A 16222-nucleotide genomic window follows, 5' to 3' on the forward strand; every position below is an offset into this window, starting at 1 on the left:
AAGATAGCGTGAGTAAAGGCAGTAATCGGATTTCTCCCGCAGGTGGTAGAACGGCTTTAACGGTGCGGAGCGCAGACCGTCTCAACTTATGCAGTGGTCTCACCGATCTTGCAAAGTGGGTCAGAGATAGCGAGCGCGCAGATAGAGGAATATCGCGCGCTCTGCGGTTTAGCGTTGATTACTCTTGCTTATTCAAATCCTCGATCAATCGATCAATTTCGGCTAACCACACCGTCGCACTCGCATCGCTCGGTGCCCGCCAGTCACCGCGTGGCGAGAGTGATCCACCTGAACCAACTTTCGGGCCGTTTGGCATCGCCGAGCGTTTGAATTGACTTATCTGAAAGAAGCGATAGAGAAACACGCGCAGCCAGTGCAGAATGATCGGAAGATCGTAGGCGCGGCGTTTGTGTTCCGGTAGACCTTCCGGCCACGCCCCCCGATCGGCATCACGCCATGCGTGCATGGCTAAAAAGGCGACTTTACTGGGCCGAAACCCGTAGCGGGTAATGTAGTAAAGGTTGAAGTCTTGCAGGGCATACGGGCCGATGATCTCTTCGGTACGCTGGGCCGGTTTGTCATCGTTGTTGTCCGCTGCCGGTACCAGTTCAGGTGAGATTTCGGTAGCCAGAATCTCTTCGAGTACTTTGTTAACCTCACTACCGAATTCGCCGCTGCGAATAACATACCTGATCAAGTGCTGAATGAGCGTTTTGGGCACCGACGCATTCACGTTATAGTGCGACATCTGATCGCCCACACCATACGTACACCAACCGAGCGCCAGCTCACTGAGGTCGCCGGTTCCTACCACAATTGCGTTGTGATAGTTGGCTAAGCGGAAGAGATGTGACGTTCGTTCACCGGCTTGCACGTTTTCGAAGGTAACATCGTAGACCGGTTTTCCTTCACCTGCCGGGTGCCCAAGGTCGCGTAACATCTGGAGCGCCGAGGGACGAATATCGATTTCATACGCGCTGACTCCGAGAGCGGCCATCAGTGCTTGCGCATTACGGTGGGTTTGCGCGCTTGTCGCAAAGCCGGGCATCGTGTAAGCCAACACGTTCTGCCGCGGCAAACCAAGCCTATCCATGGCGCGCACTGCCACGATCAGGGCTTGTGTGCTATCCAGCCCACCCGATACCCCGATCACAACCTTTGTGACCCCGGCACTGCGCATCCGCTGAATAAGCCCATGAACCTGAATGTTATACGCTTCATAACAGCGTTCATCGCGGGTAGCCGGATCGTCAGGCACGTAGGGAAACCGGGCAACCGTGCGGCGGAGATCGGTCACAAATGGTGGCCGGATCGCCAGCGTGATCCGGCGCATTGCGCGCAATCGCTCGCGGTAATCGCCGATGCTGTCACTAAAGCTCGTTTGACGCATTCGGTCTTGCACCAGACGTTCGAGGTCGACATCGGCGAAGATAATCTGCTCGTCATCGAGAAAGCGGCGGGATTCGGCCAATAATTCGCCGTTTTCACAGATCAGTGCATGACCATCCCACGCCAAATCGGTCGTGCTTTCGCCCAGCCCGGCAGCCGAATACAAGTAGGCGGCTATGGTGCGGGCCGATTGACTCAGGCAAAGAGCGCGGCGATAATCGGCTTTGCCAATCGTGATGTTTGAGGCTGATAGATTACAGAGGACGGTTGCACCAGCCAGTGCAGCGAAGGTACTCGGCGGTAACGGTGCCCACAAGTCCTCACAAAGCTCAACGTATACCGCTAGGCCGGGAATGGCTTCGGCTTCGTACAGAATGTTGGTCCCGAACGGTGCTCGTTGCCCGGCGATACGTATCGTATCGCCAATCGCATCACGGGCCGCGGCGAAGTGGCGTTTTTCGTAAAATTCGCGATAATTAGGTAAGTAGCTCTTGGGAGTCACGCCAACGATCTGTCCGCCGCAGAGGGCGACTGCACAATTGAACAACCGACCTTCGTGGCGGAGTGGTGCGCCCACGAGGAGCAGTGCGTTGAGATCGTGGGTTGCCACAGCGAGATCGATCAATGCCTGCTCGACCGCGTCGAGTAAGGTCGTTTGCTGAAAGAGGTCATCATTGCTGTAAGCTGAGAGACCAAGTTCAGGAAAGAGAACGACAACCGCCCCTTCATCGGCAGCGCGTCGCGCCAATGCACTCGTCCGCTCACCGTTAAAGGCCGGCTCGGCAATCCGGACTGCCGGAATGGCGACGGCCAGGCGGGCAAAGCCGTGATGATAGATGGAATAAAACTGATGATTTCGGCGCATACGAGTAATCCTTGGGGTGGGTATGTGGGCATACCAACTGCCGCTACAGTATACCGCGCGATAGAGGCGCTGTACAATACAATCGATGGTGATAATCGGAATGCACAGACGCGACGGTGCAAAAGTTCATGCGGCAGGCGAATCGTGATCGCGTAGCCTACCTCTGTGCATGCGACGAGAAAGGAGTTTGGAATGACTCTGGCAGTTGAAGGTCCCTTGACGACCCTTCCCTTTCGGTTGCTGATCAACGGTGAATGGCGTGAGGCTGAAAGTGGAGCGACGTTCGCCGTGACAAATCCGGCTAACGGTACAGTGCTCGGTCATGTGCCTGATGCCGGTGTGGCCGAAACCCGGGCGGCAATTGCCGCCGCCGTTGCTGCTCAACCGGCGTGGGCGGCAACCCCGGCCGGCGAGCGGGCAGCGCTGTTGCGGCGGGTAGCCGCGATGATGATCGAACGCCAACAGGAGCTGGCGACGATTATGACCCTCGAACAGGGAAAGCCGTTGGCTGAAGCGCGTGGTGAGATTGCCTACGCCGCCAGTTTTCTCAGTTGGTTCGCCGGTGAAGCAGAACGTATCTACGGCATGACGATCCCTGCCTCGACAAATGCCAAACGCATTCTCGTCCTGCGACAACCGGTTGGTGTCGTGGCACTGATTACCCCGTGGAACTTTCCGAGCGCAATGATCACCCGCAAGCTCGGACCGGCCCTCGCCGCCGGCTGTACGGTGATTGCCAAACCTGCCGAGCAAACGCCGCTTTCAGCACTGGCTCTCGGTCAACTCTTTATGGAGGCAGGCACCCCTCCCGGCGTCGTCAACATTGTCACCTGCCGCGATCCGCGTCCCTTCGCCGATACAATCTTTGCCGATACCCGCGTGCGCAAGATCAGCTTTACCGGTAGTACCGAGGTGGGCAAAGAGCTAATGCGCCGTTCCGCCGATACGCTCAAGCGAGTGTCACTCGAACTGGGTGGCAATGCGCCGTTCATCGTCTTTGCCGACGCCGATCTCGACGCCGCAGTCCGTGGTGCTATCGCCTCAAAGTTTCGTAATGCCGGTCAGACGTGTGTCTGCGCGAACAGGATTTTTGTCCAGCGCCCCATCTACGCTGCGTTTGCCGAACGGTTCGCTGCTGAGGTGGCGCGCTTGACCGTCGGTGACGGGTTACAGCCCGGTGTACATATTGGTCCCCTCATCGATGAGCAAGCGCGCCAGAAGGTGGAACGTCACATTCACGATGCCCTCACTGCCGGTGCGCGGGTCGTGGTTGGTGGAGGGCCGGCTCCACTCGGTGGCAATTTTTGGTTGCCGACCGTGTTGCTCGATGCGAATACCGATATGCTCGTCGCTCGTGAAGAAACGTTTGGTCCGGTAGCTCCGCTTATCCCCTTCGACGATGAAGATGAGGTGATTCGCAAAGCGAACGATACGCTCTACGGCCTCGCCGCCTATGCCTTTACCCGTGATGTAGGCCGGGTCTGGCGATTGGCCGAGGGTTTAGAATACGGAATTATCGGGATTAATGATCCTATTCCTTCCACGGCCCAGGCCCCGTTTGGTGGGGTCAAGCAGAGTGGGATAGGTCGTGAAGGGGGGCCCACCGGCATTGATGAGTATCTGGATATTAAGTATGTCTCAATCGGTATCTGATCAACGAGATGTTATTGTGATCGGGGCCGGTGCAGCCGGTTTGGCCGCAGCGCGTACTCTCCACGATGCCGGTCTGCGCGTGCTAGTGCTTGAGGCTCGTACCCGTATCGGTGGCCGGATCTGGACGGATCGGAGTTGTGGTCCATACCCGATCGAATTAGGGGCAGAGTTGATCCACGGTGCCCACACCAGTACCGTCGAGTTGGCGTCGGTCGCCGGATTAACTTTAGCCGAGGTTGATCGCTACCACGGTTTGCGCTGGGGGACACCGGCCCGGCCCTTGAGCGATTTGCCACCGGATGATCCGGATCGGCAAGCGATTGAGCGGGTGCGGGCCGTATGGAATAGGCTAGGGCAGCAGTACAGCGATGAGGCGGTTGATTGTGGGCTTGCCACCGAGCTGCGTCGGCAGGGCTGCGATCCTGCTACCTTGGCTATTGCCGATGTGGTATTGGCCCAAACCTACTGTGCTGAGATCGAGTCACTCAGTTGCGCTGATGTGGCTCGTGAACAACGTATCGACCGCGCAGGGCCGCGTGAGTTTCGGTTACGCGAACGCTACGATGCGCTCTTGACATGGTTGGCACGTGATCTCGACATACGGTTGGGATGGCCGGTACGGGCCATCACCGATACCGGCCGAGGCGTCATCATCGATACGACCGTCGCTTCGGTATCTGCGCGACAATGTATCATCACGGTACCGGTTGCCGTGTTAGCGGCAGGTATGATTCGGTTCGATCCACCACTTTCGGCAACCAAGCGAGCGGCCATTGCCGCCTTCCGTACCCGCCCCGCTACCAAACACTTTTTCTGGTTTGACGCACCGCTGTGGGATGAAGGGTTTACATATGCGGCTCATACCGGTCTCTTTGCCCGTTGGTGGACGCCCGCTCACCCCGATCTTACGGCACCATTGCAGTGTTGTTATGTCACCGCTGAGCGAGCCGCCGTCCTTGATCGGCTGCCAGATACAATAGTATGCGAATGGGGATTGGCCGAATTGAGCCGATTACTGGGCCGCAACGATGTCGCAACGCGGTGCATCGGTTTTCGCCGCTACCGCTGGGCTTGCGATGCATATGCACGTGGAGGGTATGCCCATCTCCCGCCAGGGATGGCATGGGCACGACCAGCCCTGGCTGCCGCCGAGGGCAATCTTCATTTCGCCGGTGAAGCGACGGCCTACGACAGCAACCCACAGACGGTTCATGGTGCGATTGATAGTGGGCGACGTGCTGCCCGTGACTGCCTTGCTGTGTTTTGCTGAATAACAGGGAGTTTCCATGCCTCATGACATGATCATCGACCGACTGCGTGCCGCATTACGCGCCGTCGGGATTCCGGCCACTGAGGCCGATTTTGCCGGTATCATTGAAAAAGGTTTTCTTGCCCGTTTTCCCGATGTTGAGCGCTTACTCGATGCGGTTGATCAAGAACAACTGCCGGATATGCTCGATGCTGCTAGTCTGCCACCGGCATCCAGTCCGCCCAACGGAGGGATACCCGCTGACGACGATCCAACCACCATTCTTGGGATAGCTACCCAATTACAGCGTCGGACCATCTCACCGGTTGAGCTGGTCGAACAGGCGCTCGAGCGGATTGCGACCCACGACGCCGACCTTAACGTCTTTCAGATTGTCATGGCCGAGAGCGCACTTGCCGATGCGCGTGCGGCCGAAACCGAATTGGCCACAGGGAAGATACGTGGCCCGTTGCACGGTGTGCCGGTGGCAGTTAAAGATCTGTTTGATGTAGCCGGTTATCCAACCGCAGCCGGTTCACGGATTCGTGCTGATGTTATGGCAACAACCGACGCGACCGTCGTCGAGCGGTTGCGTGCCGCCGGTGCCATCGTTATCGGCAAGACCCGTATGTCGGAGTTTGCTTACTCGCCCGGCTCGAACAATGCCCATTACGGACCAACCGCCAATCCTTACGACCGGCAACGTGACAGTGGTGGGAGCAGTAGTGGCAGTGGAGTCGCCACAGCAACCGGGATGGTATTTGCCGCTCTCGGCACCGATACCGGCGGCTCGATCCGGATTCCGGCTGCTCACTGTGGGATTGTCGGTCTGAAACCAACCCATGGCCGGGTTAGTCTGGCCGGTGGCTTCACCCTTTCATGGTCACTCGATCACGCCGGGCCAATGACCCGCTCGGTATCCGATGCCGCCCTTATGCTCAGTGTCCTGGCCGGTCCCGATCCGCGTGATCCGCGCACCTTACGGCCGGCTCCCGACTTTACCGGTGGTGGTTTGGTTGCCGGTGTGCGGAATCTGCGGGTAGGCCTGCTCACCGCCGACGGTAGCGGACAACCGATGGCTGAAGCAGCCGAGTTAGCGGCAATGCAGCGTGTCGCCGATGTGTTGGCCGGGCAGGGTGCCATCGTGATCCCACTTGAACTCCCCGAACTTGAAGCCCTGCGACTGCTCAACCAGGCCTTGCTCGCTATGGAGGCTGCGGCTCTTCATCTTCCCTGGTTACGCATCCGGCTCGATGACTACGGCGAATTTATGCGGCACCGGATTCTCGCCGCGTTCATTTATTCACCGGTCGATGTTACGCGCGTTCAGCAAGCACGAGCCATCTTTCGGCGGCGGGTAGCGGCACGTCTGGCTGAGGTTGACCTGCTCATTACCCCGACAGTTCCCGGACCTGTGCCGGCACTGGGGGTGCCGACTCCAACGTCGTTTACCGGGCCATGGAACTTTTTGGGTTGGCCGGCCCTTAGCTTACCGGCGATGCTCGGTACAGATGACCTGCCGCATGCCGCCCAATTGGTTGCTCGTCCATGGAACGAACCGTTACTATTACGAGCGGCGTTCGCCGCTGAACAAGCCCTCGGACGATGGGTGCCGTCATTGTAACACGATGCGCTATGCTACAATTGGCATCCGCGCCGCACAGAGTTGAAGCGGCGTCGAGCAGCATTGAGGAGCGGCTGCAATGTTTCGTACCGTATTGGTTGCTAACCGCGGCGAGATTGCGTTGCGTGTCATGCGTGCCTGCCGCGAATTGGGGTTGCGTTGCGTTGCCGTCTATTCCGAGGCCGATCGCGACTCGCCCCACGTAGCTTATGCCGACGATGCGTATCTGATTGGCCCCGCCTCGCCGGCTGAAAGCTATCTCAACATTGAAGCGATTATTCGCGCAGCCAAAGCCACCGGGGCCGAGGCGATCCATCCCGGTTACGGCTTTTTGGCCGAAAACGCCGGTTTTGTCCGAGCCGTTACCGCCGCCGGCTTGGTCTTTATTGGGCCACCGGCTGAGGCCATGGAACGGATGGGAGGGAAGACGGCGGCCCGTCGCGAAGCCACGGCTGCCGGTGTACCGGTTGTGCCCGGCGTTCTTGAACCGGTGACCGATGCGGCAGAGGTGTGCCGGTTGGGCAAGGAATTCGGCTACCCGATTGCCATTAAAGCAGTTGGTGGCGGTGGTGGACGTGGTCTGCGAGTGGTACGTTCGCCTAATGAGGTGGACGAGGCGTTTGCTGCCGCTCGCCGCGAGGCGGAAGTTGCGTTCAAGAACGGTGAACTCTACGTCGAAAAGTATCTTGATAATCCGCGCCATATCGAGATCCAGATTCTGGCCGACCGTTATGGGAATGCCGTTGCGTTGGGTGAACGCGACTGCTCGGTGCAGCGCCGCCATCAGAAATTGATCGAGGAGTGCCCCTCACCGGCCCTTACTCCAGAACTACGGGCTGAGATGGGAGCGGCAGCGGTCCGGCTTGCCAAAGCGGTAGGCTATGTCAGTGCTGGAACGCTGGAGTTTCTCTATCAAGATGGCCGCTACTACTTCCTCGAAATGAACACTCGGATTCAAGTCGAACATACCGTCACCGAGATGGTCTACGGGGTCGATCTCGTTGCGGCTCAGATCCGAATCGCCCAAGGTGAGCGCCTCTGGCTCAAACAGGAAGATTTGGTACCGCGCGGTCATGCGATTGAATGCCGAATCAACGCTGAAGATCCGCTCCACAATTTCCGCCCGGCCCTCGGTGCGATCGGCGCATACCATGAACCGACCGGGTTTGGCGTGCGTGTTGATAGCGGGGTGCGGGCCAATTACCTTGTCCCTTCACATTACGACTCACTGCTGGCAAAATTGATTACCTGGGGAGCCGATCGTAACGAGGCGATTGCTCGGATGCGGCGGGCACTCGCCGAGTATCGGATTGAAGGGGTTACGACGATCATTCCCTTCCACCGGGCCGCACTCGAACACCCCGTTTTCGTGGCCGGCGAGGCGACGGTGAATTTTATTCCCCGTCATCCCGAACTCTTCACCCGTACAGCTGAATTGATGCCACCATCCACCACACCGGCGCCTGTCGAACCTGCACCCGAACCTCGCCGGTTTACCGTGGAGGTCAATGGACGACGGTTTGGCGTAGCCGTGTTTGGCGATGGCGTGAGCGCAGCCACCGTGCAGTCGGCGATACGTACCTTAACACCACGTCGTGCCATAACCAAGAAAACGACGCTTGCCGCACCGGTTGATGGCGTCATCAGTCCGATCCAAGGTCGCGTGGTGGCGGTACGGGTCGCTCATGGCCAGCATGTCGAAGCTGGCCAAGTCCTCTTCATCGTTGAAGCGATGAAGATGGAGAATGAGATTACCGCACCGCATAGTGGTACCATCGGCGAAGTACGAGTCGATGTCGGCACGACGGTCGAAGCCGGTGCCGTGTTGGCGACGTACCAATTAACAACCTGACGGCTCTTCGTCTCGACGGTGCAGCGCCACCCTCCCGACGGTGTGGCGCTCATTGTCGCCTCCTTAACCCACAGGAGACACCCATGCCCGAACGACCATGGATCGAATTATTTCCCGGTGTGTGGCGGCGGCGCATTGCATTGACCGACCGCATGTACCAGATGGAGGTTCGTTTGGCCGTAGGAAGCCATGTACCGCTTCACAGCCATCCTGAAGATCAGGTAGCGTATATCGTCAGTGGGCACCTACGCTTTCAGGTCGGCGATAATTTGCTCGACGCGACTGCCGGTCAATCAGTGCCGATTCCCGGTGGTACCCCGCACGCCGTTTGGACACTCATCGACACATTGGCCATTGATACCTTCAGCCCACCGCGTACCGATTACCTCACTGCCGATGGTGACTGATCGGCAAACCACCGTGGGAGCAGCGCTAATAAGCCGCGTACTCGTTCATAGATCTCATCACGAGCGGTGATGAACGCGGCGCGACGTTCCTCTTCACTGCCAACAACAACTGCGGGGTCGGCAATGCTCCAGTGAATAGAGCGCGTCGCTTCCGGCCAGACCGGGCAGGTTTCCCGGGCAATATCGCAGACGGTCACGATCACATTAGGCTTCTGATTGAGAATTGCATCAATGGGTTTGGCTACTTGCCGATCAATCGGAACACCCGCCTCTTGCATCACGGCAATTGCTAATGGGTGTACCGGTTGTGGGTGGGTACCGGCGCTGAGCGCCATCACCTGACCATTACTTAGAACTCTCAACCATCCCTCTGCCATCTGCGAGCGCGCGCTGTTAGCACGACAAAGAAAAGCCACCTTCACATGCGGTAACGATGGTAGTGGCGTGGTTGGTATCGTCAGCTCCTCGCTTACCTGTGCCAGCAATCGCGCCAGTGCCGTCAAACTAAGGCTATAGTAGACGACTCGTCCGTCGGCATCACTGCGATGCGTGTTGACCAGCCCGGCTTGACGGAGTACGTGCAAATGGTACGAAACCAGGTTCTGTGCCAGGCCGGTGAGTGTCACCAATTCCGCGACTTGTCGGTCGCTCTCACGAAGCTCGCTGATAAGCTTCCAGCGCGTTTCATCGGCTAGCAGCCGCAGACCGGTAAAGGCTGATGACAGGTGCGGTGTTTTCATAATCCTAGCGATAGGTTTGCGTGGAATGACGCTGGTTATCGTAGCAGAGTCCGCTCGGATCGGCAAGATTCATCGTTTGCTTGCTCAATCGAGCTTGCAATAGGGTTGCTTTTGTTAACTATAAATTGTAGTACTTCGATCTGGCATAATATTAGGTATGAACAGCGGATTTATCCAGCACCAACCGATGACAATTCAGCAAGCACTTCGTGCAGCCACTGCACGCTTACAATCCATCTCGCCAACGGCCCGCCTCGATGCCGAACTATTGTTAGCCCACATCTTAGGTTGGTCGCGGGCGCGGGTCGTTGCCGAGCGTGAGGTTGTGCTTACTCCGGCCCAGCAGGAAGCGTTTGGCGCGCTGGTTGCACGACGTGCTGCTCGCGAACCGGTGGCCTACCTCATCGGGCATTGGCCATTTTTTGGTCTCGATTTGGTGGTGGATCGACGTGTGCTCATTCCCCGCCCCGAAACCGAGGTACTGGTCGAATTAGCACTGGCCGAAGCTCGGCGATACTCTGGAACGCAGATAACAATTGCCGATATTGGTATGGGTAGTGGCGCCATTGCCATTGCATTGGCGATCCATGTGCCAAACGCGACGGTGTACGGTGTTGATCGGAGTGCTGATGCGTTGGCGGTAGCAGCGCTTAATGTTGCCCGCTACAACCTGAGCGACCGGGTGGTCTTGTTAGAAGGTGATCTCCTCACTCCCTTACCCGGCCCTGTCGATCTCATCGTAAGTAATCCGCCGTACACCATCTTGGCCGATGTTGACGAGGGTGTGTACCGGTACGAGCCGCATCTCGCGCTCGATGGTGGGTCTGATGGGTTAGATTGTTATCGCCGGCTGATTGCCGCCGCACCGGCGTATCTCAAACCCGGCGGGGCAATCTTGCTCGAAATTGGTGCATGGCAGGCTGAGGCTGTGGTACACTTGATAAATCAAGCATTCCTCCATGCTGAGGTGGGGGTGCAACGCGATCTCACCGGTCGCGATCGGGTTGTTTGGGCGCGTAATCGAGATGTCATCCGCTGATCTAGTCTGCCGATCCGATATGTCGTTATACTAAGGCAGAGGATCAGGAGGATCGCTATGACTGCACTCTTTGTCGCGCTCGGCATCGCTATTATCACTCTGCTCTTTATTCTGCTGTGGTATGTACCACATCTCTTGCAGCAGCAGGCCAGACGGAGCGCGCGTGAAGCGGCACAGTTGCGTGATATACTGCTCGACATGCTCAATGAACAGGAAGCTGTGATGCAGCGCCAAGCTCAGCTTAGTGCAGCAATGACCAATTTACAACAACAATTGTCTCAATTGACGGCAATGTCACCATCAAGTGCTACCGGCACCGTCGATACAGCAGTTGTGCGACAGTTGGAAGATCGGATAACAGCGCTGCAACAACAGATTCAGTGCTGGATTGAAGTTCGTGGTCGGCAGCAGCACCAGCACGATGTGAGCGAGAGTGAGGCCTGGGCGAACTTACTCAGTTTACTCGCTGCGATTCAAGAACGCATTGCTCAGCTTTCGACTGAACGCACTCTGGTGGCTGCCGGTTTGCAAGCACGCACCTTGCTTGAGGAACTCGAACAAGAGATGGCCCATCTCCGTAGCATCTCGGAAGATATTGCTACACTTCAATGGCGTCTACGCCGATCGTTGCAAGAACGTGAAACTAGTGTTGCCCAATTGCGCGCTCGCGCAGTTGGTTCATCCTCAACGGTGAGGCCAGTATGAGTATCATCGTCATCGACAATCAACGGGTGCATTACGAAGTGTTCGGGCGTGGTCGTCCGGTGGTGTTCCTCCATGGTTGGCTCGGTAGTTGGCGCTATTGGTATACGACCATGGAGATCGTATCACGGTACTTCCGCACCTATTCATTCGATTTTTGGGGCTTTGGCGAGTCGCTTACCAGTGAGATGCCAACCATCAGCGGTTACTCTCATCAGGTTATCCGCTTTCTCGATGCAATGGGTATCGAGAAAGCAGCATTGGTTGGGCACTCAATGGGTGGCATGGTCGCGATGAAAACGGCGATTGAGCATCCCGAGCGAGTGATGCGCGTAGTGACGGTGGGTGCGCCGATTAACGGTAATTCGCTCTCGTGGATGTTAAAGTTGGTCGACCGTCCGTTTTTTGCCGAGTTCTTTGCCCGCCGCCCTTGGTTGCGCCGTTCGCTATTCCGTTTCTTCTTCGGTGATTCGCTTGACCCCGAAGTTGATGAAGTGCTGGAAGATAGCACGAAGTCTACTGCCAATACGATTCGGGCGGCGATCCATTCGATGTGGCGCACCGATCTCACACCGATGCTGGGTAATCTCCGTGTGCCGGCGCTCATTGTGCATGGCGCGCGCGATGATATTGTTAACCCTAACCAACTTCAGCTCTTTACTTATGTTCCAATGGCGCAAGTGGTTCGGATGGAGCAAAGCCGTCATTTCCCCTTTGTTGATGAAGCCGATCGGTTTCACGAGATATTGCTCGCTTTTTTACAGCAACCCGATCCATTGACGCTTTCCGCACAGCGGACCACTGCATCGCAAGGCCCCTCTCAACCTACCAGCGCCTCCTCAGAACCAAATAATGTTGTCGATAGTAGTGAAGCGATGATCCCACCACCGATTGCTCCACCATCGCGACTGAGAGTGCCACCGGGCCGGTAGTTTGTCACTGTAAACCGAAAACCATCTCTCACCTACAGCCGCATACCGTGCGGCTGTCTCTTTTCGTTGAGTTTGGTATAATCCGCATATGGTAGGAATATTCCTGCCCGAACTGCGGATACCGTATGAAACTTCACGTTTTGCAGCTTAGCGCCGGTTACGGTGGACGTACTATTTTGCGTGATCTTAGTTTCACCCTCCAACGAGGTGAAGTATTGGTGGTCAGTGGTCCCAACGGCAGTGGCAAGAGTACCTTACTGCGGATCCTGGCCGGCTTGCAAGCACCCTCTGGAGGGTTGGCGTATTACGAAGTAGGTGATCAGCGGTTCGATCCGCGCGATGCGCGTCATCTGATCGGTTGGGTTGCACCTGATCTGGCCCTCTACCGTGAGCTGAGTGGGCTTGAGAACTTGCGTTTCTTTGCACAGGTGCGCGGTCTTACTATCTCTGACGACGCTCTCAACGAACTACTCACCTATGTCGGTCTGGGTCAGCGGGGGAATGACCGACTTGCCGCTTATTCTTCCGGCATGACCCAGCGCTTGCGTTACGCCTTTGCTCTGCTCCATCGTCCGCCGGTTTTATTGCTCGACGAGCCAACGGTGACGCTCGATGAGCGTGGGTCGGCGGTTGTTGAGCGGATTATTGCCGCGCAGCGTCAACGTGGGTTGACGGTGATTGCCACGAATGATCCCCGTGAATTGCGGTATGCCGACCTGTTAGTGAAGTTGGGCGGCTGAGTAGCCCGATCTGTGATGCGAGAAGGTGCTATGCATGAATCGATGGAGCAAGAAACATCCATTATCGATATTCCGGCGCCGCCACCGAGCGGGATCGGGGTCACGTTGCGGGCAGCATGGGCTATTTTTCGCAAAGATCTCGCGTGTGAGCTGCGCACGCGCTATGCGATTAACACCCTCCTACTGTTTGCCATCAGTGCGACAACTGCAGTGAGCCTTGGGGTTGGTTTCTTAGGCTTGCGGCGGACCGAAGAGGCGCTGTTGATTCAATCGGCGTTGTTGTGGGTGGCGCTACTCTTTGCCGCTTTGAATGGTTTGTCACGCAGCTTTGTTTACGAAGAGGAAGCCCGCACACTCGCTGCACTGCGTCTTTCGGCATCGCCGACCGCGGTTTTTTTAGGTAAGTTCTGCTTTAATCTGACACTGATACTTGTCCTCGCTCTCGTTACCAGTTTGCTCTTTATCGTTCTGCTGCGGGTGAAAGTTGGTAGTCCGCTGGCTTTTAGCGCAATCCTGGCCACCGGCGGGTTGGCGTTGACCTCAGCCACAACGATTATCGCAGCGATTATTGCGCGGGCGAGTTTTAAGGGTGCTCTCTTTGCCGTTCTGGCCTTTCCGTTACTCGTTGCGCCACTGATTATCGCGATTCAGGGCACAGCTCAATCACTCGAGAATGTCGCTGTTGATGTGGTGTTCGGGCCGATCCAGTTTTTGCTGGCGTATGTTGTGGTTACGTTTATGGCATCTTTGATATTATTCCCGTTTGTGTGGGAAGCGTGAGCAACAGTGACTATGGTAGGTCGGGGCAGCCATCAGCTACCCCGACCGTCGTGATTAGACAATGACCGTATCCTGTTGATACACGCCGAACACCTCGCGCAACACATCACACATCTCGCCGAGAGTGCAGTAGGCGCGCACGCAATTGAGGATCGCCGGCATCATATTGTCGCTTCCCTGTGCCGCAGCGCGTAGTTCGGCCAAGCGGCGGGCAACGAGCTCCTGATCGCGTTCGCGGCGCACGCGGTTGAGGCGTTCGAGGTGACGTTTCTCACCCTCAGGATCCATCTGAAGAATCGGAATCTCCAGTGGTTCGTCGGCTTGGAAGGCATTAACTCCGACGATAATTCGCTCGCCTTTGTCGATCTCTTGCTGATAGCGGTAAGCTGCATCGGCGATTTCGCGGTGGAAATAGCCGTTGCGGATCGCAGCAATCACACCGCCTTGGGCGTTGATGGTGTCGAAGATCTGCTGTGCCTCACGCTCCATACGATCGGTAAGTGCCTCAACGAAGTAGCTACCGCCGAGAGGGTCGACGGTGTTGGCGACGCCGCTCTCGTAGGCGATGATCTGCTGAGTGCGCAGGGCGATGGTGACCGCCTTTTCCGATGGTAACGCCAATGCCTCATCCATTGAATTGGTATGCAAGCTCTGGGTACCGCCTAGCACAGCGGCTAGAGCCTGAATTGCCGTGCGGACAATATTGATTTCGGGTTGCTGGGCGGTGAGTGAGCAGCCGGCCGTTTGGGTATGGAACCGGAGCCACCACGACCGTTCGTTTTTGGCGCCGTAGCGTTCGCGCATAGCGCGTGCCCAGATGCGGCGTGCTGCGCGGTACTTGGCGATCTCCTCAAAGAAGTCGTTGTGAGCATTAAAGAAGAAGCTGATCCGCGGGGCAAACTCGTCGATGTCTAACCCGCGTTCGAGGGCAGCTTCAACATAAGCGAAGCCATCGGCGAGCGTGAAGGCCAGCTCTTGGACGGCGGTACTCCCGGCTTCACGGATGTGGTAGCCACTGACGCTAATGGGATTCCACTGCGGTACGTGGCGGGTAGCGAACTCAATGGTATCAACTACCAACCGCATGCTTGGTTCGGGTGGGAAGATGTATTCGTTTTGGGCAATGTATTCTTTGAGAATATCGTTCTGGATGGTGCCACGCAGCTTACTCCATGGAATACCACGCTTTTCGGCAACGACCAGGTACATCGCCCAAATCATTGCTGCCGGCGAATTGATTGTCATCGAGGTGCTGACCTGATCGAGAGGTAGCCCATCGAGCAGAATCTCCATATCGGCCAGTGACGAGACGGCAACGCCGCACTTGCCAAACTCGCCTTCGACCAAGGGATGGTCGGTGTCGCGTCCGTACAGTGTCGGCATATCAAACGCAATCGACAGGCCGGTCTGCCCTTGTTCTAGCAAAAACTTAAAGCGAGCATTGGTCTCTTCGGCGCTGCCGAAGCCGGCAAACATACGCATGGTCCAGAGCTTACCGCGGTAGCCGGTGGGGTGAATACCGCGGGTGAACGGGTACTGTCCGGGATAGCCGATGTTGTGTAGAAAGTGTTCGGTGAGCGATTGACCGTTGGTCGCGAGGTCGAGCGGCGTGTAGAGCCGTTCGACAGGGGCACTACTGGTGGTCATGAAGGGGCCGGGTCGTTCGGGGGTACGTTTGAGCGTTGGCCAGAGACATTGCTGTTCCCATTGCTGCTGGGCCGCATTGAGCTGCTCGATCTCAGACATCATCGTCCCTCCTAACTGACGAATGTGCTATGGCTGCCAGTTCGATCACATTGCGCGCATGCTTCTATTGTACACCGGAGTCGTCCATCACCGAGCGGGCCAGGGCGAGGGCACTGACTGTGTGGGCGCCAGCGGCGCAGGCGGCGAGGGTGGCGCCGGTGGTGAGGACGTGGGGACGCAGGGTGGCGTGATGCCGTTATCCTCCGGCGTCGTCCATCACCGAGCGGGCCAGGGCGAGGGCACTGACCGAGTGGGCGGCGGCGGCGCAGGCGGCGAGGGTGGCGCCGGTGGTGAGGACGTGGGCGACGCAGGGTGGCGTGATGCCGTTATCCTCCGGCATCGTCCATCACCGAGCGGGCCAGGGCGAGGGCACTGACTGTGTGGGCGCCAGCGGCGCGCAGGGCGGCGGCGCAGGCGGCGAGGGTGGCGCCGGTGGTGAGGACGTGGGCGACGCAGGGTGGCGTGATGCCGTTATCCTCCGGCATCGTCCATCACCGAGCGGGC

The 16222-nt window shown here is 57.4% G+C and carries 12 protein-coding genes and 1 pseudogene; 10 read left to right on the top strand and 3 right to left on the bottom strand.

The window, feature by feature from the left end:
• Positions 1–178: 178 nt before the first annotated feature.
• Complete coding sequence (locus AC01ZF_RS06635) at positions 179–2254, bottom strand: NAD(+) synthase (protein WP_424674859.1); 2076 nt, start codon at positions 2252–2254, stop codon at positions 179–181.
• Between the two features lie 192 nt (positions 2255–2446).
• On the opposite strand from AC01ZF_RS06635, the gene AC01ZF_RS06640 reads away from it, so the two are divergent.
• The 5 genes from AC01ZF_RS06640 (at position 2447) to AC01ZF_RS06660 (ending at position 9039) form a co-directional block, all read left to right on the top strand.
• Entirely contained in the window at positions 2447–3907 is a 1461-nt protein-coding gene (locus tag AC01ZF_RS06640; protein ID WP_424674858.1) for an NAD-dependent succinate-semialdehyde dehydrogenase, read from the top strand.
• On the top strand, positions 3888–5177 hold the full coding sequence (locus tag AC01ZF_RS06645; protein WP_424674857.1) for a flavin monoamine oxidase family protein: 1290 nt from the start codon (positions 3888–3890) through the stop codon (positions 5175–5177). Before AC01ZF_RS06640 ends, AC01ZF_RS06645 begins: the two co-directional genes overlap by 20 nt.
• A gap of 16 nt (positions 5178–5193) precedes the next feature.
• On the top strand, positions 5194–6780 hold the full coding sequence (locus AC01ZF_RS06650) for an amidase (RefSeq protein WP_428112226.1): 1587 nt from the start codon (positions 5194–5196) through the stop codon (positions 6778–6780).
• A 79-nt stretch (positions 6781–6859) separates the two neighbouring features.
• Complete coding sequence (accC, locus tag AC01ZF_RS06655; protein ID WP_428131809.1) at positions 6860–8632, top strand: acetyl-CoA carboxylase biotin carboxylase subunit; 1773 nt, start codon at positions 6860–6862, stop codon at positions 8630–8632.
• A gap of 83 nt (positions 8633–8715) precedes the next feature.
• A complete protein-coding gene (locus AC01ZF_RS06660) occupies positions 8716–9039 on the top strand; it encodes a cupin domain-containing protein (RefSeq protein WP_424674854.1) in 324 nt (107 codons plus the stop codon).
• Here AC01ZF_RS06660 and AC01ZF_RS06665 read toward each other — a convergent pair.
• Positions 9015–9779 (bottom strand): metalloregulator ArsR/SmtB family transcription factor, encoded by a 765-nt coding sequence (locus tag AC01ZF_RS06665; RefSeq protein ID WP_428112224.1) that lies wholly within the window; start codon positions 9777–9779, stop codon positions 9015–9017. The genes AC01ZF_RS06660 and AC01ZF_RS06665 overlap by 25 nt on opposite strands.
• 187 nt (positions 9780–9966) lie before the next feature.
• On the opposite strand from AC01ZF_RS06665, the gene prmC reads away from it, so the two are divergent.
• The 5 genes and pseudogenes from prmC to AC01ZF_RS06690 all read left to right on the top strand — a co-directional run bounded on the left by prmC (position 9967) and on the right by AC01ZF_RS06690 (position 13972).
• A complete protein-coding gene (gene prmC, locus AC01ZF_RS06670) occupies positions 9967–10818 on the top strand; it encodes a peptide chain release factor N(5)-glutamine methyltransferase (RefSeq protein ID WP_428112222.1) in 852 nt (283 codons plus the stop codon).
• Positions 10819–10875: 57 nt separating this feature from the next.
• A complete protein-coding gene (locus tag AC01ZF_RS06675) occupies positions 10876–11523 on the top strand; it encodes a hypothetical protein (RefSeq protein ID WP_424674851.1) in 648 nt (215 codons plus the stop codon).
• On the top strand, positions 11520–12452 hold the full coding sequence (locus tag AC01ZF_RS06680; RefSeq protein WP_428112220.1) for an alpha/beta fold hydrolase: 933 nt from the start codon (positions 11520–11522) through the stop codon (positions 12450–12452). Before AC01ZF_RS06675 ends, AC01ZF_RS06680 begins: the two co-directional genes overlap by 4 nt.
• A 188-nt stretch (positions 12453–12640) precedes the next feature.
• Positions 12641–13192, top strand: a pseudogene (locus AC01ZF_RS06685) (ABC transporter ATP-binding protein); the annotation flags it as partial.
• Between the two features lie 30 nt (positions 13193–13222).
• On the top strand, positions 13223–13972 hold the full coding sequence (locus tag AC01ZF_RS06690) for a heme exporter protein CcmB (RefSeq protein ID WP_424674848.1): 750 nt from the start codon (positions 13223–13225) through the stop codon (positions 13970–13972).
• 54 nt (positions 13973–14026) lie between these two features.
• On the opposite strand, the gene AC01ZF_RS06695 is transcribed toward AC01ZF_RS06690, so the two are convergent.
• The gene (locus tag AC01ZF_RS06695; RefSeq protein ID WP_424674847.1) at positions 14027–15721 is read right to left on the bottom strand and encodes a methylmalonyl-CoA mutase family protein; all 1695 of its coding nucleotides are present in this window, start codon (positions 15719–15721) and stop codon (positions 14027–14029) included.
• Positions 15722–16222: the final 501 nt, after the last annotated feature.

This window comes from Chloroflexus sp. (genome assembly GCF_056331925.1).

What these genes read in the sequence shown, in the direction of transcription:
- AC01ZF_RS06645 (WP_424674857.1), top strand. Translation starts at nt 3,888, where the DNA reads ATGTCTCAATCGGTATCTGATCAACGAGATGTTATTGTGATCGGGGCC.
- AC01ZF_RS06665 (WP_428112224.1), bottom strand. Translation starts at nt 9,779, where the DNA reads ATGAAAACACCGCACCTGTCATCAGCCTTTACCGGTCTGCGGCTGCTA.
- AC01ZF_RS06640 (WP_424674858.1), top strand. Translation starts at nt 2,447, where the DNA reads ATGACTCTGGCAGTTGAAGGTCCCTTGACGACCCTTCCCTTTCGGTTG.
- AC01ZF_RS06650 (WP_428112226.1), top strand. Translation starts at nt 5,194, where the DNA reads ATGCCTCATGACATGATCATCGACCGACTGCGTGCCGCATTACGCGCC.
- AC01ZF_RS06690 (WP_424674848.1), top strand. Translation starts at nt 13,223, where the DNA reads ATGCATGAATCGATGGAGCAAGAAACATCCATTATCGATATTCCGGCG.
- prmC (WP_428112222.1), top strand. Translation starts at nt 9,967, where the DNA reads ATGACAATTCAGCAAGCACTTCGTGCAGCCACTGCACGCTTACAATCC.
- AC01ZF_RS06675 (WP_424674851.1), top strand. Translation starts at nt 10,876, where the DNA reads ATGACTGCACTCTTTGTCGCGCTCGGCATCGCTATTATCACTCTGCTC.
- AC01ZF_RS06695 (WP_424674847.1), bottom strand. Translation starts at nt 15,721, where the DNA reads ATGATGTCTGAGATCGAGCAGCTCAATGCGGCCCAGCAGCAATGGGAA.
- AC01ZF_RS06680 (WP_428112220.1), top strand. Translation starts at nt 11,520, where the DNA reads ATGAGTATCATCGTCATCGACAATCAACGGGTGCATTACGAAGTGTTC.
- AC01ZF_RS06635 (WP_424674859.1), bottom strand. Translation starts at nt 2,254, where the DNA reads ATGCGCCGAAATCATCAGTTTTATTCCATCTATCATCACGGCTTTGCC.
- AC01ZF_RS06660 (WP_424674854.1), top strand. Translation starts at nt 8,716, where the DNA reads ATGCCCGAACGACCATGGATCGAATTATTTCCCGGTGTGTGGCGGCGG.
- accC (WP_428131809.1), top strand. Translation starts at nt 6,860, where the DNA reads ATGTTTCGTACCGTATTGGTTGCTAACCGCGGCGAGATTGCGTTGCGT.